Here is a 24,941-nt window from a genome sequence, read left to right on the forward strand (position 1 = left end):
ACAGAGCCAAAGCGGTATCCAAGTCCAATGCAGGCATGCGCCTCTGATCAACCCGCACACCAACATCCACGTCACCACTGGGGGCTTATGCGGAGCTTGCAAGAAATCGCCAGAAATGCCGCTGCATCGCATGTGATCCAAAAAATGTCCACCGACGAACAGCGCGAGGCCTACTTCAACAAGATGCTGAGCATGTCCGATGACGAATTGAACGTCATGGCACAGATCAGCTACATCCCCGAGGTCCATTGGCCCATTTTTCGTGCCGTAGTTCGACGCCAGGACTGTGATTTCATGCAAAAACTCAAAGGCTTTGACGATCAATTGGAGACTGGTGATGTCGTGCTCATGACCGGAACATCCTTCAAATCTAAAGCACTCGCAAAGTCGCAGATTCCGTTTTACTTCAAAGCCAAGTCGAGCCATGTCGCGCTGGTTCATGCCGACTTCATCTGCATCGACGCCATGCCTGACCCTGGCGTGTCTAACCGGATTATCACGGACGTGCTCCAGGACGTCGAAGACAACTGGCGAGTGATCCGCTTTAACAAGATCACGAACCAGCACCGAGAGGCCATGCAGCAGCGGTTTGCCTTTTACATCGAGCAGCCCTACAAAATTTCATCGAGAAAGAAACCTGGCAAGGATTTTTCGTATTGCTCAGAGCTCGCTCGGAAGGTCTACCAGGAATGCAAGGTGGATGGCAGTCACATCCCTAAGGGGCATCATGTGATCAAGCCCTGCGACTTTGACCGCATTGCCGATCAAGGCAAAGACTGGACGGACATCACCGAGAAGGTCAGGCCCTACATCGCGTTCGTACAGGAGTACGAAGCCATCCACAAGATGATTTCCAAAGCATTTATCGACGGACTCAAACTCAATCGCGCACGCTACGAAGATCGGATAGAAATGATCCGAAAGATCCGTGCCCTAGAGAAAAAGGGCTGCATTTCGTCCGAAAAAGCTAACGAGTGCGTCAAGCAGATTCACGAAGTGGAGAAGAAGCTCCACTACACCTTCTGGGATTTCTCTCGTACATAGCGCACCGGTTCAGAAGTCTTGCTGACCGCTATCGGTCGCGAATGATTCTGATCAGCTTAGAACGGGCTCACGCTCATGGTTGGTCCGAGCCAGCGCATGCATGCGAAGTGGTCAACCGTTGCTGGCATGGGTAGTCAACGCAGCCGGAATCCGCAGTCTTTCCGAATGTTGCCAAGGCCAATAGGCATTTTCGAGTTGCCTCATATATGGCTAGTCTTCGTTCGAAAAGGTCCAGTTTCAATTTGTTTTTCGCAGTTTTCCACTGCCGGTAGGCTATGCATGCTGCAAATATCGCGACCGCGGGAGTTGATAAAGCGGTCAGGTAGGATGTCCAGTGAATAGCTGCCATTTTTCTTTTTCCATTGCAATTTTGGGAGTTTTTAAAATAGCTTGACCGGCGAAGCTCACTCGAACTCCCAATGCTGCGGCAAATCATCCGTAATTTCATGCCACGGCGCCTTGGAGCCTACAAAGATATGCGCGCTGGGGCTGATCGACGGGGTGTCGAGCAGCGTGCCAAGCGTGACGTGGACGAACGCGCCGTCGCGCACTACCGAATACAGCAGCGAGCCGCATTGGCCGCAGCGGATGTCATGCGCGCCGTCGTCACCATATCGCATCAGCCGGTCTGCGCCGGCCATCAGGTGCAAGTGCTCGCGCTCGATGCCGGCGAAGGGTTTGCAGGCGGCGCCGGTGGCGCGGCGGCATTGCGAGCAGTGGCAGTTCAGGGCGTAGGCGAAACGGTCCGCCACTTGGTAGCGCACTGTGCCGCACAGGCATTGACCTTGGAGCATGGGAAGATCCGTCGCGACGATGTGGCCGTCATTATCGGCGGCTTCGGCGCGGTGTGGCCGCCGCCGCTCAGCGCGGCAGCCACAAGGTGGCGACCAGGCCGAGTTCGCCGTTGGCCAGCGCCACGTCGCCGCCGTGGGCGCGGGCGATGCTGCGGGCGATGGACAGCCCCAGGCCGGTGCCGCCGGTGTCGCGGTTGCGCGACGAATCCAGGCGGTAGAACGGCTCGAACACCTGCTCCCGCATGGCTTCGGGCACGCCGGGGCCGTGGTCGCGCAGGATGATCTGCAAACGGTGCGTGCTGTCCACCACCATGATCTCGACCTTGCCGCCACCGTATTTCAGGCCGTTGTGCAGCAGGTTCTCCACGCAGCGCTTCAGCGCCAGCGGCTGCGCGGGGTAGGGCTGGCGGGCCTGGCCGCTCAGGGTGACGCGGCCGTCGCTGGTGGCGGTGGCGTCGTCGGCCAGCGCGGCGAGCAGGGCGTTGATGTCCACCGGCACGGTGGCTTCGCGCCACGATTCGCCGCGCAGGAAGTCGAGCGTGGCGTCGAGCATGGCTTCCATCTCGGTCAGGTCGCGCACGATCTTGTCGCGCTGCGCTTCGTCGTCGACGTTTTCGGCGCGCAGCCGCAGGCGGGTGAGGGGGGTCTTCAGGTCGTGCGACACGGCGGCCAGGATGCGGGTCTGCTCGTCCATCACCCGTTTCAGCCGCGCCTGCATCTGGTTGAAGGCGCGCGCGGCGTGGCGGACTTCCGACGGGCCGGTTTCCGCCAGCGGCGGGGTCTGCAGGTTGCGGCCGATGCGCTCGGCGGCGGCCGACAACGCGGTCAGCGGCCGCGACAGCCAGCGCACCGCCCACAACGCCAGCAGCATCACCACCGCCGAACGGGCCAGGAAGTCGAACACCACCGGCCACGGCAGGCGCAGCCCCGGCGGGCCGGCCATGCCCGGCGGCGGACCGGGCGGGCGGGTGTTCTGGCGGAAGGTGACCACCTGCCCGTCGGGCAATTGCAGGCGCGCGGTCAGGTAGTCGTGCTCGCGGTAGACGGCGATGCGGCTGGCCAGCACCTGTTGCGCCAGTTGCGAGCCGGCCGGCGCGGCGGCCAGCAGGTCGCGATGCAGCCGGGCGTCGTTGGGCACGCCATGCGCCGTGCCGAGCAGGGCGAAGCCGCGCGCGGCCAGCAGGCGCGGGTCCTGCCCTTCCAGCATGCCGGGCTGGGCGATGGCCAGCAGGTCGAGGCTGCGCTCGATCACCAGCCGGGTGGCGCGCTCCTGGTCGAACTGCACGCGCTGGTGGCTGAACAGCAGAAAGCCCGGCAGCTGCATGGCGATCAGGCCCACCGCCACCAGCAGCGCCATGCGCCCGGACAGGGTGTTGGGCAGCCAGCGCCCGATCAGCGCTCCAATTGAACGGCGCTGCATAGCATGTAGCCTTCGTTGCGGACAGTACGGATCAGGGCGGGATTGCGCGGGTCGTCGGACAGCCGCTGGCGCAGCCGGCTGACCAGCATGTCCACGCTGCGGTCGAACGGCACCGCCTCGCGCCCCCGGGTGTAGTCGAGCAGCTGGTCGCGGCTGAGCACGCGGTTGGCGTGTTCCAGCAGCACTTTCAGCAGCCGGTATTCGGCCAGGCTGAGCGGGATGGCCAGGCCGTCGGGCGAGATCAGCTGGCGTCCGGCGTGTTGCAGTTGCCAGCCGGAAAAATGGCTCAGCCGCGGCTCGGTGGTCACCGGCGTGTGGCGGGTGCGGCGCAGGATCACCCGGATGCGCGCCAGCAGCTCGCGCGGGCTGAACGGCTTGGTCACATAGTCGTCGGCGCCCAGCTCCAGCCCGACGATGCGGTCGGTCTCGTCGTTGAGCGCGGTCAGCATCACCACCGGGATCTCGCTTTCGGCGCGCAGCGCGCGGCACAGCGCCAGGCCGTCCTCGCCGGGCAGCATCACGTCCAGCACTACCAGCTTCACCGGATCGGCCGCCAGCACCCGGCGCATCGCCGCGCCGTCGGCCGCGGTGCTGACGCGAAAGCCGTTCTTTTCCAGGTAGTCCTGCAACAGTGTGCGGATCTCGTCGTCGTCGTCGACCACCAGCAGGTGTTCTTTTTCCATGCCCTGCATGGTAGCGCCGGCAATGCGGGTGGCGATCCGACAGTTGTAACGGGCATGTAAACGGCGCCGCCGGCCATGACCAAGTGGCGACAAAACGGGCGTCGGCGGACAAGCCGCGCTGACATGGGGCGGTTCCAATACGGCAACGTGCCCGCAGGGTCTGTCGTGCCGCGGGTGCCGGCGCCCCGGCGCCAATGCAACCCGTGCCTCGCCATCGGCGGGCCGGCTTCAAGGAGCATGAGACATGGTCAGCAGCATCAGCGGGAGCAGCGCGTGGGCCGGCGTCAGCCAGGCCTATGCCCAGCGGCCCGACCCCAAGGAGCGCTTCAAGCAAATGGATGCCGACGGCAGCGGTGGGCTGTCGCTGGACGAATTCAAGGCCGGCTCGCCGCAAGGCGACACCAACCGTGCCGAAGCGCTGTTCTCCAAGATCGACAGCGATGGCGACGGCACCGTCACCCAGGACGAGTCGGACACCTTCGCCAAGCAGATGGAAGCGCAGTTGCTGCAGGCGGCGCAGCAGTTCCGCAGCGGCCAGGCCGGCGGCGGCAGCCTGGCCGAACTGCTGGGCAAGCTGGACGAGGACGACGACGGCGCGCTCAGCCTGGACGAGTTCAAGGTTGGCGCGCCCAAGGGGGCGGACGAAGCCAAATCGGCCGAGATGTTCCAGCGCATCGACAGCAACGGCGACGGTAGTCTGAGCGCCGACGAACTGACCCAGGCCGACCAGGCCCGCCCGCAAGGCGGCATGCCGCCACCCCCGCCGCAGCAGGGCGCGTCCACCGAGGACGACGAGGACAGCACGCAATCGCTGATCCAGAACCTGATCGCGCAACTGGCGAGCAGCTACGCCAACGGCAGCAACGAGGACGACACCTACGCCACCTTGTTGGCGGGCGTCACCGCCTGACCGCAGCAATACCCGGCCCGTGCCGGACGAACATCCCTCTTGCGCCGCCTTATGGGCGGCGTTTTTTTGGGGCGGCCGCCACCAGCGGAACGGCGCCGCGCCGACACCAACGGCCAGTCGGGCCGGTGCGCCAGCCAGCGCTAAGTTGTTGATCGAACAGGTGTGCCATTGCGCTGTCGCGCCCCGGCGACAGGGATTTTCCTAATTCTTTCATGGGGTTGGGTGTTTGCTGGCGGTATCTGTCGCCGGTTGACGACAGATTGCCAGGATGGCAACAGCATATGGCAGGCATGTCAGTCAGGGGTTTGGTGATAAGTAATTGATTTATATGGATATGCATGGGGCTGGCACGGACCCTGCTATATCCCATCCCGTGGCTCAGCCCACCCATCGTTTACTTAACTGGAGTCAAACCGATGCAAGTTCGCCAAATCATCGCCAAGTTCGCCGCCATCGCCGCCCTGTCCGCCTTCACCCTGGGCGTTGCCCACGCTGCTGACGAGCCGGCTGTCGATCAGGCCAGCGCTCCGAAGGCTGAGCAGTCCAAGTAAGCGCGGCCAACAAAACCCTCCTGGCTGCGTCGCCCGAAACTTGCCGTACTACACGTACTGTCTGCGTTTCGCGCTTCTTGCCAGGACCGCTGCGCTGGGTTTTGTTGACCGCTCTGGCTTGTGTAGTACCCCATCGGAACTATCTCCCCGCCCCCTGTAGGTAGTTCCCGTGGCACAAACGGCGCCTTTGGCGCCGTTTTTTTATGCCTGGAAAACCGGAAGAGGCGTGCTGGCGCAGCCGCGCGGATCAATCCGGTTGGCGGGCCGGCACCACCTGGGCGGTGGCTTCGATGCGCTCGATGAGCGAGGTCGGTTCCGGCGTGCCGACGGCCAGCGCCAGTTCGATTTCGCCGCGCAGGCCGATGTGGGCGGCGGCCACCAGCCAGTCGCGGTTGCCCAGGCGCACGCTGCTGTTCTCCAGCCGCGCCAGCCACGCGGCCGGGCGGTACAGGCGCATCGCCAGCGGGCCGGCGCCGGGGGTGACCAGTTCCACCACGTCGATTTCCGAGAGCCGCGCCAGCACGCTGCCCAGCGCGTCGCCGAGCAGCGCGGCGGCGGCGGGGCCGCTTTCCGCCCACGCGCTGAGCAGCAGTTCGCCGCGCGCCGGCATGCGCTCGACGTAACCGCGCGCGCGTTCGCCGCGCAGTCGCGCCAGCACCGGCGAGGGGGGCGGGGTGAGGAAGCGCAGCGTGGCGCCGTCCTGGGTGTAGTGGTCGGCGGGGTTGAGCAGGCGGCCGGGGGGCGCCTGCACGTCGACCACGGTCTGGCCGGCGGGCAGCGCGAAGTTGCCGGGCTGCCTGGCGATCGGCGTCAGGGTCTGCGAGCGCAGCAGGTGGGCGCTGCCGCGACCGACGCGGCCGGGGTCGTCGCCGGGGTCGGTGTCCAGGCTGGCGGCGTTGAGCCAGACGGCGGCCTTGCCGGCCTGCGGCGCCGGGGCGACGGCGCCCACGGTCAGCGCGGCGCGCTCGCCCAGCGCTTGCTGGAGGTCGGTTTGGAGCAGGGTTTCCAGGGCTTGCAGCATGGTCGATACCAGGGTTAGGCGATGGGCACGGCGTGGACGCCCAGTTGCGCCCAGGCGGTGTCGTCCGGCAGCGGCAGCCACGGGCCGCCGGCGATGCGGATCAGCGCGGCGCCCGCGCCGGCCGGGCGTTGCGCGGCGGTGTACCACAGCGCTTCGCCGCCCTGGGCGGTGACGCTGAGCCAGTAGTCGCCGGCCGGCAGCTTCAGCGGTTCGGGCCAGCGCGCGCGCAGCCAGCCGGCGTCGTCGCCGTCGGCCACCGCCACGCTGAGCGGCGGCAGCAGCGCCTGGTCGCCGGGCACGCCGGCGTGGTCGGCGTGCAGCGTCAGTTGCGCCTGCGGCGCGTGGTCCAGCCGCCGCGCGTAGACGCCGACCGCCGACAGCGCGTGCTGGGCGTCGTCCCAGCGAAAACGCTGCGCCACGCGGAAGTCGCCGCCGAGGCGACGCGCTTCCAGCGCCTGGGCCTGGGCCGGTTGCAATACGGTGATCTCGCCCGGACGCGGCGCGTTCGGGTCTTCGGACGGCTGGCCCGATCCGCCGCCCGACCCGCCGCCGCCTCCACCGCCCGGCGTCGGGGCGGGGGTTTCGGGGACGAGGACGGCGCTGAAGCTGTCGATCCGGATCTTACGCGGCGCGGCGGCCAGCAGGCGCAGCGGCACCACGTTGCTGCCGGGATGGTCGAGCAGGTGGCGGTTGGCCAGGCGCGCCAGGCCGCCGATCTCCACCGGGGTCGCCGGCAGCACGCCCGCATGGCGGAAGAACGGCGGGTCGTCGCCGACCGCCAGCGCGGCATGGCACGGCTGGTCGGTGACGGTCAGGCTCAGGCCGCCGAGGATGGCGGGGTTGGGCACCAGCACTTTCATGTCGCCCTGCTGGGCCAGCACTTCCACCGCCAGCGCGCTGGCGGCCTGCGGCACGAAGCTTTGCGCGGCCTTGTTCACCGCCAGCGTGTCCAGCGGCGCCAGCGGCAGCCACACGCCGTCGCTCAGGATGCGGATGCGCCCGGCGGCGCCGGGGGTGTCGGCGCCGAAGGCCAGCCCCACCAGCGCGCGTTCCTCGCCCCATTCGGCGCGCGCCCAGCGCGTGGCGGCGGTGAAATTGCCGGTATCGCTGCTCAGGGTGACGCCGGTGGCGGCCTTGCCGGTGGTGTCGACGGCCTTGATGGTCAGCCGGACGCGATCCAGCCTGCGCCCCGGCGGCACCACCAGTTGCAGCGCCACGCCGTCGGGGCCGACGGTGAGGGTGCGGCCGCTGGCGTCCTGCTGGTCGCTCAGCAGTTGGACGACGGGATCAGCCATGCCGGTGCCGCGTCACGCTGCGTGGTCGGCGGCGACGCCGTCGCCGGCCAGCAGTTCTTCCAGCACCTGGATGGCGCCGCTGATGCGCTGCATGGTGTGGGTCACTTCGGCGTGGCGTTGTTCCAGGTCGGCCAGCACCTGCTGGCCCGATTCCAGCTCGCCGCGCAGGGTGGCGAGGCGGGCTTCGATTTGCGACTTCATTGTTGCGTTTCCTTGGTTGAGGGGGTGTTCAGAGCGGCTGACAAAACCCAGCGTAGCGGTCCTGGCAAGAAGCGCGAAACGCGGACAGTACGGGTAAGTACGGCAAGTTCAGCTCGGCGCCCCCGCGCGACGCCGCCAGGAGGGGTTTGTCAGCCGCGCTCAGCGGCCGAAGGCGATCCAGGTGCCGCCGATGGCGTAGATGTAGGTGTCTCCCCACGATTGCGCCACCAGGCGGAAGCTGCCGGCGCTGACGGTGTCGGCCCAGCAACGGATGCGCAGGTTGGCGCTCTTGCTGGAGTCGAGCACGGCCATCGACACCAGCACCGTCGGCGGTTGGGTGAAGCCGGAAAGGCCGATGGTCCGCTCGGCGGTGCCGTTCTTGATCTCGCCGCAATCCCAGGTGCCGCCCTGCACCAGCATGGCGCTGTTCTGCCGGCTGCCGTCGCCGAAGGTGAGGCCGCCGCGGGCGGTGAGGTTGCCCTGCGCGATCAGCTCGCCCTGTACGTCCAGCTTGCCGTTGCCGCCCCATTCCTTGCCGATGATCACGCCGCTCTTGTTCAGCAGGTAGAGGATTTCGTCGCCGGAGATGTGCAGGCGGCCGGTGGCGTGGAACTTGTGTCCGGATTTGAGCTGGAGATCGCCGTCCACCAGGAGGTTGCGGGCGTCGCGGGCGGGGTCGCCGCTGACCACCAGCCCGGCCTGCGACAGCGTCTGCTGCGGCGTCTGCGCCAGCTGGCTGTTCAGCGTGCCCACGGTGGTGGCGGTGCGCGCCAGGTCGCCGTTGGTCTTGTCCAGTGCCGCCCTGGATTGCTCCAGCGCGCTGAAAGCGCGGTCCAGGTCGGCGATCACGTCGCGCGCACCGATCTTCAGGCTGTCCTTCAGCGCCAGCGCGCGCGCGGCGATGACGGCGTCGGGGTCGATGCGGCTGCCGTCGATGGCGCCGGCGCGGATGGCCTCGCGCGGGATGGCCTGGCCCAGCTCGGTGTGGTCGTGGCCGATGAGGTCGGCGCGCGCCAGCACCTGGGCGGTGTTCCAGTCGTCGGCGCGGATGATGTCGCCGGCCGATTTGCGCACGTAGGGCTCGGGCGTGCCGCGCGCCGCGGTGGCCTTCAGCTCGGTGGCGTCGCCCGGCGCTTCGGCCGTGGTGCGCGAGAGGATCTTGCGGGTCTCGGCCATGGTTCAGCGGCTCGCCAGTTGGTCGATCTGCGCCTGCTGCGCCTTGATGGCTTCCAGCAGCAACGGGATCAGGCTCAGGTAGCTGACCTGCTTCATGCCGTCCGGCCCTTCGGCCACCAGTTGCGGCAGCACCTGTTCCACTTCCTGGGCCAGCAGGCCCAGCTGGCGCTGGCCGCCGGCCTGGCCGTCCTTCCACAGGAAGCTGACGCCGCGCAGCCGCCGCACCAGGTCGAGCGGCGCGTGCAGCGGTTCGACGGCCTCTTTCAGCCGGGCATCCGAGCTGTTGCGCATCTGCATGGCGATGGTGTCGAACTGGAAGTAGCGGTTGCGGCTCCAGTCGTAGATGTAGAGGTTGTCGTCGATGCCGATGTAGGCCTGCCCGCTGTAGCGGTACAGCGAGCCGTCGCGCTTGACGTGGCCCGGCTGGTCGGCCTCGAACACGATGCCGGCACTGGCTTCGAGCAGGCCGCCGACGGTCATCGCCTTGGTGACGGACAGGCTGCCGTTCACCTCCAGCCGATCCCACACGCTGACGCGGCGGGTGGTGCCGTCGTTGCTCTTGTTGCCGATGATCATCAGCGTCTTGTAGTTGGTGACGTCGTTGGAGATCTCGGACCAGATGCGGTTGCCGTCCGGCTGCGCGGTCCAGCCCGACGACAGCCGCAGCGGGCCGCCGCTGCTGCACAGCAGGTCGACGTACTTGGTCTGCAAGGTCATGTTGACCTGGGCGCCGTTGACCAGGCTGACCGGGTGGGCGCTGCGGGTGCCGATGATCATGCCGGCCGGCGCGTTGTAGAAGCCACTGGTGTGCGAGGTGACGCGGCTGTCCACCGCGCCGGCGCGGATCGACAGCTTGGTGGTGGCGGCGTTGTACACATCCAGCACCCGGCCCCAGCTTTCGTTGTTTTCCACCGCGTCGGCGCCGATGGCGAAGTTGCTTTCGCGCAGGTAGCTGAGTGCGGTGCCGATGACGGCGATGTTGCGCTGCTGGGCGGCGCTCTTCTCCAGGCGGAAGAAGCGGAACTCCTGCCCGACGCCGTCCTCGGCGTTCATGTGCAGGTTGACCCCGGGGCGGTTGGCGTCCACCTGGCGCCAGCCGCCGTCGAAATAGGCGTTGGAGCCGAAGTTGGCCCAGACGCCGTTGCCTTCCTCGATGGTGGTCAGCGTGCGCAGCTTGATCGGGCCGGCCACCTGGGTGGTTTTCAGCTTGCTGGTGCCGTTGACGGTGAGGTCGCCGTTGACGGTCAGCGAGCCGCCCACGGTCAGCGTGCCGCCGATGGTGCCGCCGGCGCGGTCGAGCTTGGCGTCGATGGTGCCCTTGAGGCTGCTTTCCAGGCTGGAGAAGCGTTGCGCCACCGAGTCGCCGTTGATCTTCAGCTCGGCCACCTTCAGCTCGCCGCTGAGGGTGAGGTTGGTCAGCAGGCCGCTGGTCGCGGCGTCCAGCCGGCCGGCGTCGATGCGCTGGGTGCGCACGGTTTCGATGTCGGCGCGGGCCAACACCTGCATTTCGTTCCAGTCCGCGGCGAGCATGATGTCGCCGGGGTCCTTCTTGATGTAGGGGGCGGGACGATCGGCCATCAGAAAATCACCTCCCAGGTGAGGGTCAGTTCCAGGTTGCCGGAGCGGTTGATCGGCGGGAACGTGACGCGGTTGTAGAGCACGGTCTGCTGGTTGGACAGCGTGATGACGATGCCGGCCTCTTGCAGCGCCTGCACTTCGCCGGCGCTGCCGCGCGCGGGCAGGGTGGCCTGCACGGTGGCCTTCACCCGCGGGGGGGCCTCGTCCTCGGGCGGGGCGGCGCCCAGCGCGGGCACGGTGGCGTCGGCGATGTCCAGCGGGTCGAGCAGGGCGGTCTGCTCGGGCGCGGTTTCCTTGCCGCTGCCGCCGACGGCGATCTGCAACCGCCCCGGCGAGGCGCCGCCGGTCATCAGTTGCGCCAGCGCCACGCGGCCGGCGGTGGTGATCAGGTTTTTCACCCGGCGCTCCTCGACGATGCGCCCGTCCAGGTCGCGCACCACGATGCCCAGGACGCCGCCCAGGCCATTCACTTCTCGTAACGCGGTCATCTTGTCGTTTCTCCAGATTGCTTCATCGTTGTCGGCGCCGGTGCTCAGGGCATTCGGCTCCAGTCGAAGCGCGTGGCATCCCACACCGCGTCGAAGGTCAGCCCTCCTTCGCCCACGGCGTGGGTGTCGGCCAGCGGCTGGCTGGCGGTGATGGCGAGCCGGCCTTCCCGCGGGTCGTGGCTTTCGCGCCCGCTCAGGGTCGCGGCCAGCGCGAACCCGCTGTCGTCGCTGTCGTGTTCCTCGCGGTACGGCAGCACCGGGAAGTCGATCAGCGCGCGCACCCCGGCGGCGCGGGCGCGCTCGATGTCCTGGCGCATCAGGGTCACGGCGCCGCGCAGTTCGGCGTCGGCGACCCAGCCGTTCTTGGGGATGCGCAGGCGGAAGGTGGCCGGCGCGCGCGCCAGCCATTCCAGTTGCAGCTTGAGCGGCGGCTTGGCGGCGGAATCGCCGCCGTCCTCGGCGGTGGTGTCGGTCTGCGTCAGCGATTGCAGCAGCAGCGTCAGGAAGCTCTGGTCCGATTGCGCCAGATCGCGGTCGATCAGCGCGAAGCGGGTGCCGTCCTTGTCCTTGCTGTCGGCGAACACCGACAGGTGGGTGGTGTCGCTGGTGTCGGCGAATTCGGCGTCCGGCTTGGCGAAGGTCAGCAGCATCAGCGCGTTGTCGCCGTTCAGCAGCAACGGCGTGCGCACCGCCTGGTCCAGTACGCCGCAGCGCAATGCTTCGTCGCGGCCGCCGCCGAAGCGCGAGTTGTCGGCGTCGAAGCGGTTGCCCCACAGGTAGAAGATGTCGCCGCTGACGTCGCGCTCGGGCTTGCCCTCGGTGGTGACCAGCGCCCGCCCGCGGGGATACGGCTCCAGCCAGCGGTGGTGGTTGGCGGCGCCGTTGCTGTCGTAGGCGGGGAGATCCAGGCCCTGGCCGTCCGGGTACAGGTGCAGCGTTTCGCCGGGCTTGAGCGTGCCGGCGTAGAGCGTGATCTCGCCGGTGGTGCGGCTCTGGATCGCCGGGTAGGCGATGGGGCGCTCGGTGGCGGTCAGCCGCAGCACCGGGCGGTCGGCCAGCTGGCTGGCGCTGCTCACGTTGAACACGCGACGCAGCCGGGGCGCCGGCTCGTAGTGGTCGCAGTCGAGCACCGGGTTGTCGGTGAGCCACGCTTCCAGCACCTGCTGGCCTTCGGCGCGGCACGGCGTGTCCGGCGCGGTGCCGGCGCAGTGCGGGCAGCGCTTGCGGGTGCCGGGCGGCATGCCCCGCGCCACCAGGGTGTCGCCACGGCGGAACATGCCCAGGCTGGGCTCGGCGCCCAGGTCGGCGATGGCCAGCGCCAGCAGCGCGCGCGGCGTGGTGATGCCGCCGGTGAGCAGCGGCGCGGTCAGTTGCAGGCGGCGGCGGTAGGCTTCGCCGCCTTCGGGGTGCAGCAGCGCGTCGAAGCGTTGCAGCGCCGCCGGGTCGTCGCTGGTGGGCTGGACGTGCAGCGTTTCGTCGAGCGTGGCGTGGTCGAAGCGCAGGCCGGGGAACAGGTCGGTCAGCAGCCGCAGCCCGTGCGCGTGGGCGTCCGGGTCGGTCGGGTTCCAGCTGGCGCCCAGCAGGCCGTGCAGTGCGTCGTCCAGGTGGCGCGAGGTGGCGAAGTGCAGGTGCAGGCCGTATTCGTCGGTGTCCACGCTGCGCGGCGCCAGCCGGGCCGGCAGGCGGTACACCTGGAGCAGATGGCCCAGGCGCTCCAGCGCGCTGTCTTCGTCCGGCAGGCGCTCGCCGGTGGCCATGGCGCTCCAGCGGTCGTACAGCACCCGGGTCATGTCGCTGTCCAGCCGCGCCAGCGCCCCGGCCATGCCGGCGATCACCGCGCCCACGGCGCTGTCGGCCGGCTGCGCGGTGAAGATGCGCGGCAGCAGGTCGAGCAGGCGTTGACGGCGCAGGGCGAGGCTAGGGAGTGTCATCGATGGTTTCCCGACAGCATTCGATACATTTCGGGCGCCGCGCGGTGTCGCAGGCCGCTTGCGGTATTCATACCGCGGCGCGTCCCGCTCCTTGCGCGGCATCCCGCACTGCATCGAATCCGACAGCGCTGGGCCGAAACAACGCTCTCGACGGCATCGCGCGCCTTGCCCATGACCCCGACGCCCCGGCCGGTCGATCCAACCGGGCAACGGCGGGGGCCGATCATTTGACGACGCGCGTTAGCCATCCTGGCCCACCACCCACTGGATCGGTTCGAGCAGCAGTTGCTCGCGGTTGCCGAAGCCGTCGCTGCGGTCGTTGGCCTGCAACACCTCGGGCTTGCCGTTGCCCAGTTCGAGGGCGCGGCCGTCGCGGTCGTGGGTCACGGTGATGCGGATCTCCCGCAGCGCGCCGGCGACGTCGGCCTTGAGCAAGGCGGTGGCCAGCGCGGCGCTGCTGAGCTGCCCGGCCTGCTGCTCCTGGATGGTCTTGTTGATCTGCTCCACCAACTGGCGCAGGGCGTTTTCCAGCGCGGCGCGGGTGGCCGGCGCCACGTCGCCGTCGGTGCCCTTGGCGGTCAGCCGCACCGCCAGGCGCGCCTTGACCGTGGAGGGCTCCAGGCTGAGGCGCGGCGGCAGCGTCGACTGGTCGAGCTGCACGCGGCCCAGCAATCCGGGGGAGATGTCGCCCTTGTCGACCAGGTAGCGCTCGGTGTTGGGGACCAGCTTGCCGTCCTCGCCGAAGGCATAGGGCGTCAGCAGCGGCAGGTTGCCGGTGGGCTCGACGCCGATCACCGCCTCGTGGCCGGTGAGGATGGCGCGGATCTTGGCTTCGCGCAGCGTGGCGCCGATGGCGAGCTGGCCGACGTAGTCCGCCAGTTGCTGGGTCAGCGTGGCCTCGATGGCCTTGCGTTCGCGCTCGTCGCGCTGGCTGTCCACTTCCAGCGTGGCGGTGATCTGGGCGTAGACGGTGACCGCGCGCTCGCAGCGCGCGAAGATGCCGGCCGGACGCACCGCCTCGATGCGGTTCTGCGCCTCCTCGAACACCGGGTCGGGGATCTCGGCGTCGCCCAGCACCACGGTCATCATGCCGGGCTGGCCGCCGGGTTGTTCGATGATGTGCACTTCGGAGATGCCGGCCGAGCGCGCGGCCTCTTCGATGGCCGACACGGTGCCGGTGTTGGCGGCGCGCACCAGGCCCTGCGCGCGCAGCCGCAGCTCGGCGTCGGTCTCTTCGCGCTGGCGCCGCAGCAGGTCGCCGGGGTTGCGCACGCTTTCGATGCCGGCGATGGGGCGCGGCATCACGTTGAGCTGGTCGGCGATCACCGGCTTGTCGGTGGTCTCCTGGGCGCGGATGCCCACGCTGACGGCGCGCTCGCCGCGCGCCAGCACGGCCGGTTCGATGGTGGCGCACGGCGGCGCGTCGCGCCCCGCCACCAGGGTGCCGGCGGGGATGTGGATGTCCTCGGGCGCCGGGGTCAGCCGGCTGAACAGCGCCACGCCTTCCAGGTAGCCGCCGCGCCGGCGCTTCAGGCCCAGCAGCGCCACCACGTTGTCGAGCGAGCCGCCCTCGGCGGTCTCCAGGTAGGCGTTGCGGTAGACGTGGTCCAGTTGCTCGTAGCACACCGCCAGTTCGCGGGCGAACGCCTCGGCCAGGGTGCGCACCACGCTGCCCTCGGTGGCGTCGGTCAGCGGCTGCCGCCCGCCGCCGCCCGAGGCGATGTCGGTCAGCAGGTCGGTGGCGACGCGGGCGAAGTTCTTTTTCAGGAACGGCTCGTCAAGCGGCATCGAAGGTCACCTCCAGTTGTGCCATCTCGCCGTCGCCGGCCAATACCTGGGCCAGCACCTCGACGCTGTCGCGGCGCGTGCCGGCGGCCTGGACGGACACCGACACCACCTCGGCCACGCGCGGGTCCTGCATCAGCGTCTGCCGCACGTAGCGGCGCATCAGCTCCAGGTTGGGGCGATCGAGCGGCTCGCCCAGCAGGTCGCGGATGCGGCTGCCGTAGCGCGGATGCCCCAGCCCGCCCAGCTCGCCGCGATCCACCAGCAGGCGCAGCGCCAGCGCCTGCAACAGGTTGTCGATGCCGCTGACGGTTTCCAGATCCTGCATGCCCACCGCCAGGTCGGCCTCCTCGCCGCGCCGCCCGAAGGTCAGGCGCAGATCGGTGCCGTAAGGGTCGTGTGTCACCACGATGCTGTTTCCTCGTTTGAACCGGTGAACGTCATCCCGCAAACGGCGGCCCGTCGCCGTGCCGCTTGCGGCATGTCATCAAATCCTTGTGCCCGCACCTGTCGGATGCGGCGCAAATCTGTCGTCGTGCCTTCAGCCCCCCAACCCGCGCCTGCCGGAACCGCGTTCGAGCACAGCGAGGCCCCCTCGCGGCGGCGAGGGCGGGGGGAGTGGGGCGAATCGGGGAGTGCCGATGCCCGCATACCGCTGACCGGCCGCGCCCGGCTTTGCCGGGGGCATTGCTTCCTTTCGATTCCCCGCTGCGGTGCATCGTGTCGCCAGGCGCGGCGGCGAGGGCGGGGGGAGTGGGGGGAATCGGGGAGTGCCGATGCCCGCATACCGCTGACCGGCCGCGCCCGGCTTTGCCGGGGGCATTGCGATTTCAGCATTCCACTCACATCAGCCTCCCAGGCCCGGCACTCGCTCCCGGGGGACAGGGGATGCCGGGCGAAACCATCGCCATCGACGCGAACTGCGTCAGCGCCAGATCGACGGTGTTGGCCATCGCCTGCGCCAGGTCGGGCGCGTTCTCGCCGCGCAGGCCGTCGCGCTGCATGAAGCCCTTGGCGGCGCCTTCCACCGACGACGCCAGCGGCACCGGCTGCAACAGCCCCGGCGCGCTGGTGGTGAAGCCGGCCACCGCGATGCCGGGCATCACCATGCTCTGCGCGGTGAAGAGCTGGATGCCCTGGGCGATGGTGGCGGCCATGGTGCGCGCCAGCCCCGGGGCGTCCTCGCCCTTGATGCCCTGCGCGGTCAGTTGCGCGTTGCACAGTCCTTCCAGCTGCGCCGCCATCGGCCCGCCCGCCGGCGGCGGCATCAGCCGGCCCGGTCCGGAGGTGGCGCCGGCGCCGGCCGGCGGCGTCACCGCGGCCGGAATGCCGGGCATCACCATCGCCTGCGACAGAAACATCGTCAGCGCCTGCGCGGTGGCGTTGGCCAGTGCCTTGGCCAGCCCGGGCGCGTCCTCGCCCTGGAGCGCGGCGGCGCGCACCATGCCGTCGGCGACGGATTCGAGCTGAGAGGCTTGCGGGGCGGGCATGGCTTTACGCTGTGAGGAGTGAGGGGTGAGGAGTGAGGGGTAACGGCAACGGCAACACCTCGCCCGCGCAGACCGGCGCTGCGTTGTTGGTATTCGGCAATGTCAAAACCATTTCCACTTTCATCTCCCCACTCCCACGCTGTCGCCCCTCACCCCTCACCCCTCACCCCTCACCCCTCACCCCTCACCCCTCACCCCTCACCCCTCACCCCTTCGCCTTGACCGTCTGCGACGGCACCAGCGGCTTGCCGGTGAAGTAGCACTTGTGGCTGGCCTCGGTGATCACGCCGGCGCCGCCGGTGCCCAGGTCGATGTTGCCGGAGGCGTCGATGGTGCAATCGCCGCACTTGATGGTGGCGTTGCCCTTCACCTCGATCTGGATGTCGGCCTCGCCGGCCACTTCCACGTTGCCGTCCTTTTTCACCGTGACCACGGTCTTGCCGGCGGTCACGACGAACGATTCTTCCTTGTCGATCGCGATGTGCGTCGCGCCTTCCAGCGGCGAATGCACCCGCCACTCGCCCTCGTCGAACAGCGGCGGCGTGGCGTTCTCGGAATACAGCCGGCCGGTCACCACCGCGCGGTTGGGGTCGCCGCCGACGTAGGTCAGCAGCACCAGGTCGCCCACGGCGGGGCAGCTCGCCATGCCGATGTGCGGGGTGGCGATGGGCACCTTGCGCAGTTCCAGGTCGGATTCGCGCAGCTTGACGTTGCACTCGTAGTGGTGGACATCGCCGGCGTCGGTATGCGGAAACACGCTGGTCACCACGCCCAGGTCGCCCAGGCGCAGGTTGCGCAATTCGTCGCGCACCACGGCGCGGATGACGGCTATCGGATCGCTCACGTTCGACCTTGTCGGTTCGGTGCCCCGGCACCGCGCTGCGGCGCCGGGGCGGTACGTCGATTACTTCTTCTTGCCGGCGGCCGGCGACGGCGCGGCTTCCGGATCGGCCTTGTAGCGCTTGGCACGCTTCAGGCTCTGGGTTTCGGTATCCAGGTGCAGCAGGCGGTTCAGCGTGGCCTTGTCCAGCTTGCCGTTGGCTTCCAGGCCGTTGATGGTCTGGAACGACTTCAGGCGCTCGGTGAACTTGTCGGAGAACACCTTGCGGTCCAGGCCGGTGGGCACCGGGTAGCCCAGGCCGTCGAGGATGGTGTTGGCCTCGGCGATGTCCACGCCGGCCTTGTCGCCGTTGAACAGCAGTTCGAACACGGTTTCCTGGTTGGCCTCGTCGCCCCACTTGCCCAGGCTGCGCTGCGGCAGGCTGGCGTTGTCGGCCTGCCACACCCGGCGCGAACCCAGCGCGGTGAGTACGGCTTCGGACGGGGTGGCGCCCTTGCCGAAGTTCTGCACCTTGAAGGTGGAGCCCAGGCCCCATTGCAGCAGGCGCAGCTTGCCGGTGGTGTCGATCTCGATGTGGTCGGTGGTGCTGGCGTCGGCGGCGTCGTCGGCCGGCTTGAGGTCGATGGCCAGCAGCTTGTACAGCTCGCGGCCGATCACTTCCAGGTCTTCGGGCTCCGGCACCTTGTCGGCGATCTTGACGATCTGGTCCACCACGCCGGCCACCGAGCCGATCGGCGAATCGGCGCTCGGCTCCTGGCCGATGGCCAGTTCCAGGGCGTTGATGAATTCCTTGCTGGTGGCCTTCTTGACGAACTCGGCCGACACCTCGACCAGCGCCTTGGCGGCGTCGCCCTGGATCAGCAGGTCGGTGGCGTCCAGGGTGAAGCGCTGCATGTAGCCCAGCGCGGTGACCAGGCCGCCCGCCATGGTGGTGACCACGCTGGCGATGGTGTCTTCCTTGAACTCGCGCACGCGCACGATGCGCACCCAGCGCGGTGCCTTGTTCGGGGCCTTGCTCCCTTCGAGCGATTCGCGCACCGCGCTCAGCAGCAGCGCCAGCGCGCGGAACGGGTTGTCGGGGCGCTCGCCCGGCGCGGGGGTCGGGACAGCGGGCGTGGGTGCGGCGGGTGTGGGAGCGGCGGGGGTGTCGGGCATGGTCGGAACTCCTCAAACAGTTGGGGCTGCCGCGTCGGCGGCGGGTGGGACGGCTTTCAGGTCGACGATGGCCTGGGTGAACGCCTTGAGCGACGCCACCAGACCCGTCCATTGCTCGGGCGCTAGCAGTTCGACGACGCCCTCGGCAAATTCCAATCCTTGATCCAGCGCGTCGGACACGCTGCGAAAACTCCGGGTGATGTCTTTCACCGTCTGGTTGGCCTCGGCGGGCGCCAGGTCGGCGGCCTGGTCGGCCGGCAGGCTCTGCACCCAGGTGGCGATGCCTTCGGTGACGTCGGCCAGGCCGTTCACCAGCGGCGGTACCGGGCCGGCCATCGCCACCAGCGCGTCGGCGCCGATGGCCATGCGTTGCAGCGGCTCGGCGCCGGCGCACACCTGGTCGAACAGGCTCTTGGCGCGATCGATCAGCTGCACCAGCTGGTCGGTGACGCCCAGGTCGCGGGCGATGTTGGGGATTTCGCGCATGGTGCTGGTGCGCAGCAGCGCGGTCAGCGCATCGACCAGCTCCTGGAGGTCGCGCACGATGTCGGCCGGCGTGCTCATTTGCGTTCTCCGCGCACGATGCGGTCCAGCCCTTCGGGCAGTTGCAGATCCTTCAGGTTGCCGACCAGCTTGCCGGCCTTGTCGGCCACCTTCTTCAGCGCGGAGAGGAACTCCAGCCCGCCGCTGAAGGCGCGGATCAGCGAGCCGAACTTCTGGTCGAGCGGCTTGAATTTCTCCAGCAGCGTGGCGCCTTCGTCGATGAACTTGGTCAGCATCTGGCCCAGCTTGCCGGCCTTGCCCAGCGCGTCGAACAGGCCGGACGCCTTCTCGGGATCGAGCGCGCTGACGGCGTCGACCATCTCGCCCAGCTGGCCGCCGGCCAGGGTGTCGAGGTTGTCGCCGATGGCCGCGCCCAGTGCTTCCGCATCCAGGTTGTGGATCAGGTCGGGGTTGTCCAGCAACGCCTGGGTCAGCGAGCCCGGATCCTGCAACACCCCGGCCGCGCCCAGCGCGCCGTCGCTCCATGACGCGGCGTCGCCGGCGATGTCCTGGTTCACCGGCGCCAGCGCGGCGTCCATCGACTGCGGCGGCTCGACGTGCTCGCGCAGGCGCATGCTGAAGCGGTAGCGGTCGGGATAACCGGCCACCTGGCGCACGCGGAAATCCTCGATCACCACTTCGGTGAGATCGCTGCCCACGGCGATGTCGGCGGCGAACGACTGCGGCTGTGCCTTGGCGTGCGCCACCCGCAGCGTTTCCAGCGTGCTGAGCACTTCCTCGCCGAACAGCAGGCCGTCCACCACCACGGTGACCGGCTCGCGCCCCAGGTCCTGGAACACGCTGCCCTGCTGTTCGGGCACGCGCTGTTCCACCAGCGTGCGGGCTTCCTCGGTGTGCAGGTTCTGCACACCCTTCAGTTCGATCTTGCCGATGCGCACCATGTCAGCCTCCGTTCCGGACGAAGGTCGCGCGCGCGCCGTGCGGCGGCAGGGGGCGAAGGAAAAGCGGGGCGCGCATCAGAAGCCGATCCGGGTGATCAGGCCGCGCGCGCGGTCCAGTGTATGGCGTACCCGGCGCACCTTCAGCGTGGCGCCGCTGGCCAGCAGGCGCGCGGCCGGGTGGTTGGTGGGCAGCTTGTCCAGCGTCACGGTGTCGCCGGGGCGCACCGCCGGGGTGGCGAACACGTCGAGGTGGCCGCGCACCGTGCGTTCCGCCAGCGCCTTGGTGCGGTAGTCGGCGGCGGCCTGGGCCGCGTCGCCGCTGCGCAGCGCGCCGTCGATCAGTTGCAGCGGGGTCTGGCCCAGCTTGCCGCTGGTGGCGCCGCCGGCGCCGAGCGCGGCCTTGCCCTGCACGCCGGCCAGGTCGGTGCTCAGCCAGTGCGCCTTGTCGGCGCCCTTGGCGCTGGCCGCGCCTTCGCCCCACACCTCGACGCTGTCGTAGGCCGGCGTGGCCGGCTGCAACGCCAGCGCGATCACGGTCTCGCCGTACTGGAAGCGATGGCTGGCGCCGCGGGTGTCCGGGCCGGGCACCTGCACCTTGCCGCCGCCGTCGCAGTACAGCGCGGCGCCGCACAGCCCGGCGAGTTTTTGCAGGTGCGCCAGCACCGACGGGCCGGCGTGCACTGCGTATTGCGCCAGGTCGGGGCCGGGGGCGACGTCGCCGGCCTGGGCGCCGGCCTTCTGCAACAGATCCTTGATCACGAAATCGGCGCTGACGCTGTCGTAGAACGAGGCCACGCGGGTGCGCGCCAGCGTGGCCAGCGCGTCCCAGGCGTCGATGCGCTCGCTGGCGGCGCCGATGCGCACCTGGCCGGCTTCGCCGGTGAACACCTCGACCGCGCCGTCGCCGACGTCCAGGCTGATGCTGACCGGCGCGCCGGCCTCCACCGGGGCGCCTTCGGCGGCGGCGAATTCCACGGTGCACAGCCCGCCGGCGCTATCGAGGTCGATCTCGACCAGCAGGCTCAGCAACTGGCGGTCGCCGGCGTCGCGGCCGCTGCTGGCGCGGTAGTCGCCGGCCTTGACGGTGTAGCCGGTGCCGGGGCGCGGGCTCATACGTCCAGCCCCTGGCGGCGCGCGGCGTCGCGCAGCAGTTCGGTCAGCGCGTCGCGCAGCGCCTGCGGATCGTCGGCCAGCGCGCCGCCGCCGCTGCTCATCGCCACGTTGACGTTGAAATGGTTGGCCACGCGCGGCGCTTCGCCGCCGTCGCCGGCCGGCATCGCGTCGGCGCCCTGCCAGCCCGCTTCGTTGGCCACCGGGGCGTTCACCCGTTGCAGCGCGCTGTGGTCGTTGGCGGCCAGGGCGCTGGCGAATGCCGCCGGCTCCGCCAGTGCGCCGACGGTGGCGGCGTAGGCGCGGTCGAGCACCGGCTCCACCGCCTGCCCGACCTGGCGCAGGGCGTGATGGGCGGCGCGGCTGAGCTGCTGCGGCGCGGCCTGGCTGTCGCGTTGCACGGCCTCGGCGGCGGCCGGGGCGCTGGCGGGCGCGCTGCGGCGACGTAGCCGGACCACGCCGGCTTGTGGCGCCGGGCGCTGTTCCGGTTGCGCGGGAACGTCGGCGTTGGCGCGGGCGGTGGCGACGGAGGCGGGCTGGGCCGCCGCCGTGGCGGACGTCGCCGGTTGTTGCGGTACGGGGTGGTCGTGCCGTGCCGGGGCGACCGATGCGGACGGTTGCGGCGCGACGTCGATGAATCGGGGGGCGCTGGCGGTCGGTGCGGCCAGGCGGCGCAGCGTGGCCGGGCCGGCCGGCGGCAACGCCGGCACCAGCGGCCCCGGCAACAGCACGGTGGGCGACAGCACCTGCGGCCAGTCGGTTTCGATGGCGGCGAACGACAACGAGCGGTAGTTCAGCCGGACCGGCGCGGCATGCTGGCTGGCGGCGGGCACGGCGGTGGTGGTGGCCGAGGGCGCGGCGTTGTCGGCAGCGGCGGCCACCGGGATCGTTGCGTCGGTGGGCGCTGCGGGCACTGCGGCGACAGGCGCGCGCAGGTCGGGGCGCGGGCTGGCGGCGGCCGGTTGCGACGGCGGCACCTGCGCCGCGTGCGATGTGGCGCGGGGCGCGGGTTCGGTCACGCCGACCGGGGCGGCGGTCGTCGCGGCCGGGGCGTGGTGCGGCGTGGCCGGGCGCGACGGGGCGATGATCGGTTCGGCGGCACCGCGCTGGCCGGCGGCCGGGCGGATGTCGGGCCGGTGGATGTCGGGCTGGCGCGCGGGTGCGCTGGCGCTTGCGGCGGCGGGGTCGTCGGCGAGCGCTTCGGTGGCGTCGTCGGCCTGTACCTGCGGCTCGAAGTCCAGTCCGAGCCGTTGGCTGGCTTCATGCAGCGAACGCAGCAGCGGGCGCAGCAGGCGGGCGCCGAGTTGTTCCACTTCCAGGCTCACGGCGCATCGTCCTCGAACTGGATGACGAAGGCGTCGGGGTGGTCGGCCAGGCGCGGGCGCCGTGGCGCGGCGGCCGGGGCGGGGCGGGAGGACGCGGGCGGCGTTTCGGCCAGCGCCAGCAGTTGCAGCACGCGCTCGATCTCGGCGGCGGGGGCGGCCCAGACCTGGCTCGGCGTCCAGCCCAGCGCGCGACAGGCGCGCAGCGTGCGTTGGGCGGTTTCGCGGGCGGCGGGGCCGGCGCCCAGCAGGGTGCGATCCTCGGGATCGACCACGTTGAGCGCCACCACGGCGTTGAGCAGCCGTTGGGTCGCGGCGGCGTGGAGCGTATCCGGCGCGGGCTGGCGCAGCGTGGCGCGCGCCATGCGGTCCAGGTAGCCGACGGCGTCGAACCACACGCCTTCGGCATCCTCGCCGACCAGGCATTCGCCCAGCGCCTGGGCGCGCTGGCCCTCGGTCCACGGCGCCAGTTGCGCCGGCACGCCGTCCAGGTCGATCCAGCCGTCGCGCAGTTCGGCCTCGGGCGCGGTATCGGCGCCGCCGGCCCACCACAGCGCCAGCGCGACAGCGGCGTCGCGCGCCGTGTCGGGCAGGTCGCCGGTGGCCAGCACCGCGTCGGCCAGCCGCCGGCTGTCGAGCGCCGCGCCGTCGCCGTCCACCGTCACGCACTCGCGCAGGGCGGCGAGGTGCTGGCGGTAGGTCCACGGCGGCAGCGTCCAGCGCTCGCCGGATGGACCGGCGAGGCAAAGCGCGGCGGCGCCGCCCGCATGGTGCGCGGGCAGGACGGTGTCGGCGATCTGGAGATGCACGATGGCGGGCGCTTACTCTTCGCGGATGCGGGTGGCGGTGAAGGCGTACTGGGTCAGCACGGTGCCGCCGGCGCCGACGGTGAAGTCCTTCGCTTCCAGGTAGCAGTCGTCGAACGACAGCGTGCGCTTGGGCGAATCGGCGGCGTCGTCCTTCTTCAGGTTGGCCACCAGCTGGAACTTGGCCTGCAGTTCCAGGTGGCTGTCGAGCTTGTAGTTGGCCGAACGCACGGCCAGCTCGCCCTGGACGGTGCGCAGGCCGAAGCTGACGCCGATGCGCTCGGCGCTGCCGACGGCGCGGATGTCCTCGCGCTCGGTGAGCACGCGGAAGGCCAGCGACTGCAAGCCTTCGATGGCTTCGCCGTCGACCAGCACGTTGCTGCGGTTCGCGGAAAATACGGTGGGCATGGTGTGACCCTCGCTGGGGGCGGCGCGACGGCCGCCCTCGTTGGTTCAAGGAAAGGAAGGACGGGAGGAACGGCCGATCAGGTCTGCACCAGCACCGTGGCGTAGATGAAGTCGATGGCGCGCACCGGCCGGACCGCGAGGTCGATGCGGACGATGCCCTTGGCGAAGTCGTCCTGGCTGGAATAGACGTTCACCTTGAAGGCCGGGTCGGTGCCGTCGGTGGACGGCACGATGGCGCCTTCCTTCTGCATCTGCACCAGGAACTCGACCAGCTTCTGCTTCAGCGCGCCGCGACCTTCGTCGTTGTTCAGGCGACCGATGAACAGCTCGCCGATCACCTTGATGCCGCGCACCGCGTGGTCGGCCACCCGGCGCACGCTGATCTGGTCGCCATCGGTGGTCAGGCCGCGCACCACGATGATGCCGCGCCCGCGCTGGCTCACCACCGGCACCACGTTGCGCTTGAGCAGCTCCTGCTGCGGCTCGACGCCCAGCGCCGGGCTCGGCTCGGGGATCGCTGCCAGGCGCTTGAAGGTGGGCGACTGGAAGTAATCCAGGCTGCCCAGCGTGCCGGCCACCGCGCCGACCACGCCGGCCGGCGCCACCAGCACGAAACGGTCGGACACCAGGGTGGCGGTCAGCTTTTCGGAGTTGGTCTTGATGGTGTCGGCGCTCAGGCCGGGCACCTGGCCCAGGCCGATGCGGCCCAGGCTGCGCGCGGACATGCGGTCGCAGTGCGCGATCACCTCGCTGTAGATGCGGCCCAGGCGCACCGGCTCCTGGTCCTGCACCGACACCAGCACCATGTCCACGTCCGGTTCGTTCTCCAGCAGCGCCAGCGCCTGGGTGTATTTGTCCAGCGCGGCGTCGGTGCCGCCGGCCAGCGCATAGGGCGCGCCGGCCGCGCTGGCCTTGGGCGCTTTTTTCGGCGCATCGACCAGCTTCACCAGCTGCGACTGCGCCGCCAGCACGGTCTGCACGTTGCGCGCGTCGTTGGCGTCGATCGACAGGTTGCGGTGCACTTCCTGGTAGTCGGTGCCGGGGCGGGCCAGCGTCAGGTCGAACAACGTGCGCGTCTTGTTGTCGCCCAGGTCCACCGTGCGCACCGCCACGTCGACGGTCACGCCGTTGGCCCACGGCCCGCCGGCGCGCGCCTGAAGGGTGAAGGCTTCGCCACTGTCGGCAAGGATCTTCACCGTGGCGGCGGTGGCGCCGTCCACCGGACACACCACCAGTTCGAACACGCCATTGGCCAGGGCCGGCGCCGCTTCGGGAATCGCGAAGGAACCGGCGCCGCCGGCCGCCTCGATGAAGGCGCGCCAGCTGGCGGCGCGCTTCACACCGGTGGCACCCGGCTCGGTCACGCCCACAAGGCCCAGCACGCCCGAGGGCGCAAGCTGCGGAGCCAGTACTTCCTTGACTACCTTGACCTCCACGCCGGGGATGATCAACGTCATGACTGTGTACTCCTGAATAGGGGTTTGATT

At 69.6% G+C, this 24,941-nt stretch carries 25 protein-coding genes; 3 read left to right on the forward strand and 22 right to left on the reverse strand.

From position 1 onward, the window contains the following. Positions 1-96 precede the first annotated feature (96 nt). On the forward strand, positions 97-1,044 hold the full coding sequence (locus tag C556_RS0105810; protein WP_157235907.1) for a YiiX/YebB-like N1pC/P60 family cysteine hydrolase: 948 nt from the start codon (positions 97-99) through the stop codon (positions 1,042-1,044). 404 nt (positions 1,045-1,448) lie between these two features. Here the strand turns inward: C556_RS0105810 and C556_RS0105815 are convergent, their stop codons facing one another. From C556_RS0105815 to C556_RS0105825, 3 genes are all read right to left on the reverse strand, one after another. Next, positions 1,449-1,838 carry a GFA family protein gene (locus C556_RS0105815; protein ID WP_018747296.1) on the reverse strand — a complete coding sequence of 130 codons (390 nt, stop codon included), beginning with the start codon at positions 1,836-1,838 and terminating at the stop codon, positions 1,449-1,451. Positions 1,839-1,905: 67 nt separating this feature from the next. Continuing rightward, positions 1,906-3,258, reverse strand: coding sequence for an ATP-binding protein (locus C556_RS0105820; RefSeq protein ID WP_018747297.1), 1,353 nt, complete (start codon positions 3,256-3,258; stop codon positions 1,906-1,908). Further along, entirely contained in the window at positions 3,231-3,941 is a 711-nt protein-coding gene (locus C556_RS0105825; RefSeq protein ID WP_026262845.1) for a response regulator, read from the reverse strand. The genes C556_RS0105820 and C556_RS0105825 overlap by 28 nt, the downstream gene beginning before the upstream one ends. A 244-nt stretch (positions 3,942-4,185) precedes the next feature. Between C556_RS0105825 and C556_RS19520 the strand changes: the two genes are divergently transcribed. Both C556_RS19520 and C556_RS24055 read left to right on the forward strand, forming a co-directional pair. Next, entirely contained in the window at positions 4,186-4,851 is a 666-nt protein-coding gene (locus C556_RS19520; RefSeq protein WP_018747299.1) for an EF-hand domain-containing protein, read from the forward strand. A gap of 416 nt (positions 4,852-5,267) precedes the next feature. Beyond that, entirely contained in the window at positions 5,268-5,402 is a 135-nt protein-coding gene (locus tag C556_RS24055; RefSeq protein WP_018747300.1) for a hypothetical protein, read from the forward strand. A gap of 247 nt (positions 5,403-5,649) precedes the next feature. Here the strand turns inward: C556_RS24055 and C556_RS0105840 are convergent, their stop codons facing one another. From C556_RS0105840 to C556_RS0105930, 19 genes are all read right to left on the reverse strand, one after another. Further along, positions 5,650-6,423: a hypothetical protein gene (locus tag C556_RS0105840; RefSeq protein ID WP_018747301.1), complete on the reverse strand. Its 774-nt coding sequence runs from the start codon at positions 6,421-6,423 to the stop codon at positions 5,650-5,652. A gap of 14 nt (positions 6,424-6,437) precedes the next feature. After that, complete coding sequence (locus C556_RS0105845) at positions 6,438-7,718, reverse strand: hypothetical protein (RefSeq protein WP_018747302.1); 1,281 nt, start codon at positions 7,716-7,718, stop codon at positions 6,438-6,440. 12 nt (positions 7,719-7,730) lie between these two features. Beyond that, complete coding sequence (locus tag C556_RS0105850; protein ID WP_018747303.1) at positions 7,731-7,919, reverse strand: hypothetical protein; 189 nt, start codon at positions 7,917-7,919, stop codon at positions 7,731-7,733. Positions 7,920-8,078: 159 nt separating this feature from the next. Continuing rightward, positions 8,079-9,095 carry an H-type lectin domain-containing protein gene (locus C556_RS19525; RefSeq protein WP_018747304.1) on the reverse strand — a complete coding sequence of 339 codons (1,017 nt, stop codon included), beginning with the start codon at positions 9,093-9,095 and terminating at the stop codon, positions 8,079-8,081. Between the two features lie 3 nt (positions 9,096-9,098). Then, positions 9,099-10,673: a tail fiber domain-containing protein gene (locus C556_RS21510; protein ID WP_018747305.1), complete on the reverse strand. Its 1,575-nt coding sequence runs from the start codon at positions 10,671-10,673 to the stop codon at positions 9,099-9,101. After that, positions 10,673-11,161 (reverse strand): hypothetical protein, encoded by a 489-nt coding sequence (locus tag C556_RS0105865; RefSeq protein WP_157235910.1) that lies wholly within the window; start codon positions 11,159-11,161, stop codon positions 10,673-10,675. Before C556_RS0105865 ends, C556_RS21510 begins: the two co-directional genes overlap by 1 nt. Before the next feature lie 44 nt (positions 11,162-11,205). After that, positions 11,206-13,092: a hypothetical protein gene (locus C556_RS0105870; protein WP_018747307.1), complete on the reverse strand. Its 1,887-nt coding sequence runs from the start codon at positions 13,090-13,092 to the stop codon at positions 11,206-11,208. A gap of 240 nt (positions 13,093-13,332) precedes the next feature. Further along, positions 13,333-14,880, reverse strand: a complete 1,548-nt coding sequence (locus tag C556_RS0105875; RefSeq protein ID WP_018747308.1) for a baseplate J/gp47 family protein — start codon at positions 14,878-14,880, stop codon at positions 13,333-13,335. Beyond that, on the reverse strand, positions 14,870-15,286 hold the full coding sequence (locus C556_RS0105880) for a contractile injection system sheath initiator (protein WP_018747309.1): 417 nt from the start codon (positions 15,284-15,286) through the stop codon (positions 14,870-14,872). Before C556_RS0105880 ends, C556_RS0105875 begins: the two co-directional genes overlap by 11 nt. Positions 15,287-15,719: 433 nt before the next feature. Further along, a complete protein-coding gene (locus C556_RS0105885; protein WP_026262846.1) occupies positions 15,720-16,367 on the reverse strand; it encodes a hypothetical protein in 648 nt (215 codons plus the stop codon). A gap of 205 nt (positions 16,368-16,572) precedes the next feature. Next, positions 16,573-17,211, reverse strand: a complete 639-nt coding sequence (locus C556_RS0105890) for a phage baseplate assembly protein V (RefSeq protein ID WP_018747311.1) — start codon at positions 17,209-17,211, stop codon at positions 16,573-16,575. Between the two features lie 60 nt (positions 17,212-17,271). Further along, positions 17,272-18,363 (reverse strand): peptidoglycan-binding domain-containing protein, encoded by a 1,092-nt coding sequence (locus tag C556_RS0105895; RefSeq protein WP_018747312.1) that lies wholly within the window; start codon positions 18,361-18,363, stop codon positions 17,272-17,274. Between the two features lie 12 nt (positions 18,364-18,375). After that, positions 18,376-18,927, reverse strand: coding sequence for a hypothetical protein (locus tag C556_RS0105900; protein ID WP_018747313.1), 552 nt, complete (start codon positions 18,925-18,927; stop codon positions 18,376-18,378). Continuing rightward, positions 18,924-19,808 carry a hypothetical protein gene (locus C556_RS0105905; RefSeq protein ID WP_018747314.1) on the reverse strand — a complete coding sequence of 295 codons (885 nt, stop codon included), beginning with the start codon at positions 19,806-19,808 and terminating at the stop codon, positions 18,924-18,926. The genes C556_RS0105900 and C556_RS0105905 overlap by 4 nt, the downstream gene beginning before the upstream one ends. A 75-nt stretch (positions 19,809-19,883) precedes the next feature. Beyond that, a complete protein-coding gene (locus C556_RS0105910; protein WP_018747315.1) occupies positions 19,884-20,921 on the reverse strand; it encodes a hypothetical protein in 1,038 nt (345 codons plus the stop codon). Further along, complete coding sequence (locus tag C556_RS0105915; protein ID WP_026262847.1) at positions 20,918-22,243, reverse strand: hypothetical protein; 1,326 nt, start codon at positions 22,241-22,243, stop codon at positions 20,918-20,920. Before C556_RS0105915 ends, C556_RS0105910 begins: the two co-directional genes overlap by 4 nt. Continuing rightward, positions 22,240-23,049, reverse strand: a complete 810-nt coding sequence (locus tag C556_RS19535) for a hypothetical protein (RefSeq protein ID WP_018747316.1) — start codon at positions 23,047-23,049, stop codon at positions 22,240-22,242. Before C556_RS19535 ends, C556_RS0105915 begins: the two co-directional genes overlap by 4 nt. A 12-nt stretch (positions 23,050-23,061) precedes the next feature. Then, positions 23,062-23,454 (reverse strand): hypothetical protein, encoded by a 393-nt coding sequence (locus C556_RS0105925; RefSeq protein WP_018747317.1) that lies wholly within the window; start codon positions 23,452-23,454, stop codon positions 23,062-23,064. 77 nt (positions 23,455-23,531) lie between these two features. Further along, complete coding sequence (locus tag C556_RS0105930) at positions 23,532-24,911, reverse strand: phage tail sheath subtilisin-like domain-containing protein (protein WP_018747318.1); 1,380 nt, start codon at positions 24,909-24,911, stop codon at positions 23,532-23,534. Positions 24,912-24,941: the final 30 nt, after the last annotated feature.

The sequence above is a fragment of the Chitiniphilus shinanonensis DSM 23277 genome (genome assembly GCF_000374805.1).
GTDB lineage: Bacteria > Pseudomonadota > Gammaproteobacteria > Burkholderiales > Chitinibacteraceae > Chitiniphilus > Chitiniphilus shinanonensis.

What these genes read in the sequence shown, in the direction of transcription:
- C556_RS0105815 (WP_018747296.1), bottom strand. Translation starts at nt 1,838, where the DNA reads ATGCTCCAAGGTCAATGCCTGTGCGGCACAGTGCGCTACCAAGTGGCG.
- C556_RS0105820 (WP_018747297.1), bottom strand. Translation starts at nt 3,258, where the DNA reads ATGCAGCGCCGTTCAATTGGAGCGCTGATCGGGCGCTGGCTGCCCAAC.
- C556_RS0105825 (WP_026262845.1), bottom strand. Translation starts at nt 3,941, where the DNA reads ATGGAAAAAGAACACCTGCTGGTGGTCGACGACGACGACGAGATCCGC.
- C556_RS19520 (WP_018747299.1), top strand. Translation starts at nt 4,186, where the DNA reads ATGGTCAGCAGCATCAGCGGGAGCAGCGCGTGGGCCGGCGTCAGCCAG.
- C556_RS24055 (WP_018747300.1), top strand. Translation starts at nt 5,268, where the DNA reads ATGCAAGTTCGCCAAATCATCGCCAAGTTCGCCGCCATCGCCGCCCTG.
- C556_RS0105840 (WP_018747301.1), bottom strand. Translation starts at nt 6,423, where the DNA reads ATGCTGCAAGCCCTGGAAACCCTGCTCCAAACCGACCTCCAGCAAGCG.
- C556_RS0105845 (WP_018747302.1), bottom strand. Translation starts at nt 7,718, where the DNA reads ATGGCTGATCCCGTCGTCCAACTGCTGAGCGACCAGCAGGACGCCAGC.
- C556_RS0105850 (WP_018747303.1), bottom strand. Translation starts at nt 7,919, where the DNA reads ATGAAGTCGCAAATCGAAGCCCGCCTCGCCACCCTGCGCGGCGAGCTG.
- C556_RS19525 (WP_018747304.1), bottom strand. Translation starts at nt 9,095, where the DNA reads ATGGCCGAGACCCGCAAGATCCTCTCGCGCACCACGGCCGAAGCGCCG.
- C556_RS21510 (WP_018747305.1), bottom strand. Translation starts at nt 10,673, where the DNA reads ATGGCCGATCGTCCCGCCCCCTACATCAAGAAGGACCCCGGCGACATC.
- C556_RS0105865 (WP_157235910.1), bottom strand. Translation starts at nt 11,161, where the DNA reads ATGACCGCGTTACGAGAAGTGAATGGCCTGGGCGGCGTCCTGGGCATC.
- C556_RS0105870 (WP_018747307.1), bottom strand. Translation starts at nt 13,092, where the DNA reads ATGACACTCCCTAGCCTCGCCCTGCGCCGTCAACGCCTGCTCGACCTG.
- C556_RS0105875 (WP_018747308.1), bottom strand. Translation starts at nt 14,880, where the DNA reads ATGCCGCTTGACGAGCCGTTCCTGAAAAAGAACTTCGCCCGCGTCGCC.
- C556_RS0105885 (WP_026262846.1), bottom strand. Translation starts at nt 16,367, where the DNA reads ATGCCCGCCCCGCAAGCCTCTCAGCTCGAATCCGTCGCCGACGGCATG.
- C556_RS0105895 (WP_018747312.1), bottom strand. Translation starts at nt 18,363, where the DNA reads ATGCCCGACACCCCCGCCGCTCCCACACCCGCCGCACCCACGCCCGCT.
- C556_RS0105900 (WP_018747313.1), bottom strand. Translation starts at nt 18,927, where the DNA reads ATGAGCACGCCGGCCGACATCGTGCGCGACCTCCAGGAGCTGGTCGAT.
- C556_RS0105905 (WP_018747314.1), bottom strand. Translation starts at nt 19,808, where the DNA reads ATGGTGCGCATCGGCAAGATCGAACTGAAGGGTGTGCAGAACCTGCAC.
- C556_RS0105910 (WP_018747315.1), bottom strand. Translation starts at nt 20,921, where the DNA reads ATGAGCCCGCGCCCCGGCACCGGCTACACCGTCAAGGCCGGCGACTAC.
- C556_RS0105925 (WP_018747317.1), bottom strand. Translation starts at nt 23,454, where the DNA reads ATGCCCACCGTATTTTCCGCGAACCGCAGCAACGTGCTGGTCGACGGC.
- C556_RS0105930 (WP_018747318.1), bottom strand. Translation starts at nt 24,911, where the DNA reads ATGACGTTGATCATCCCCGGCGTGGAGGTCAAGGTAGTCAAGGAAGTA.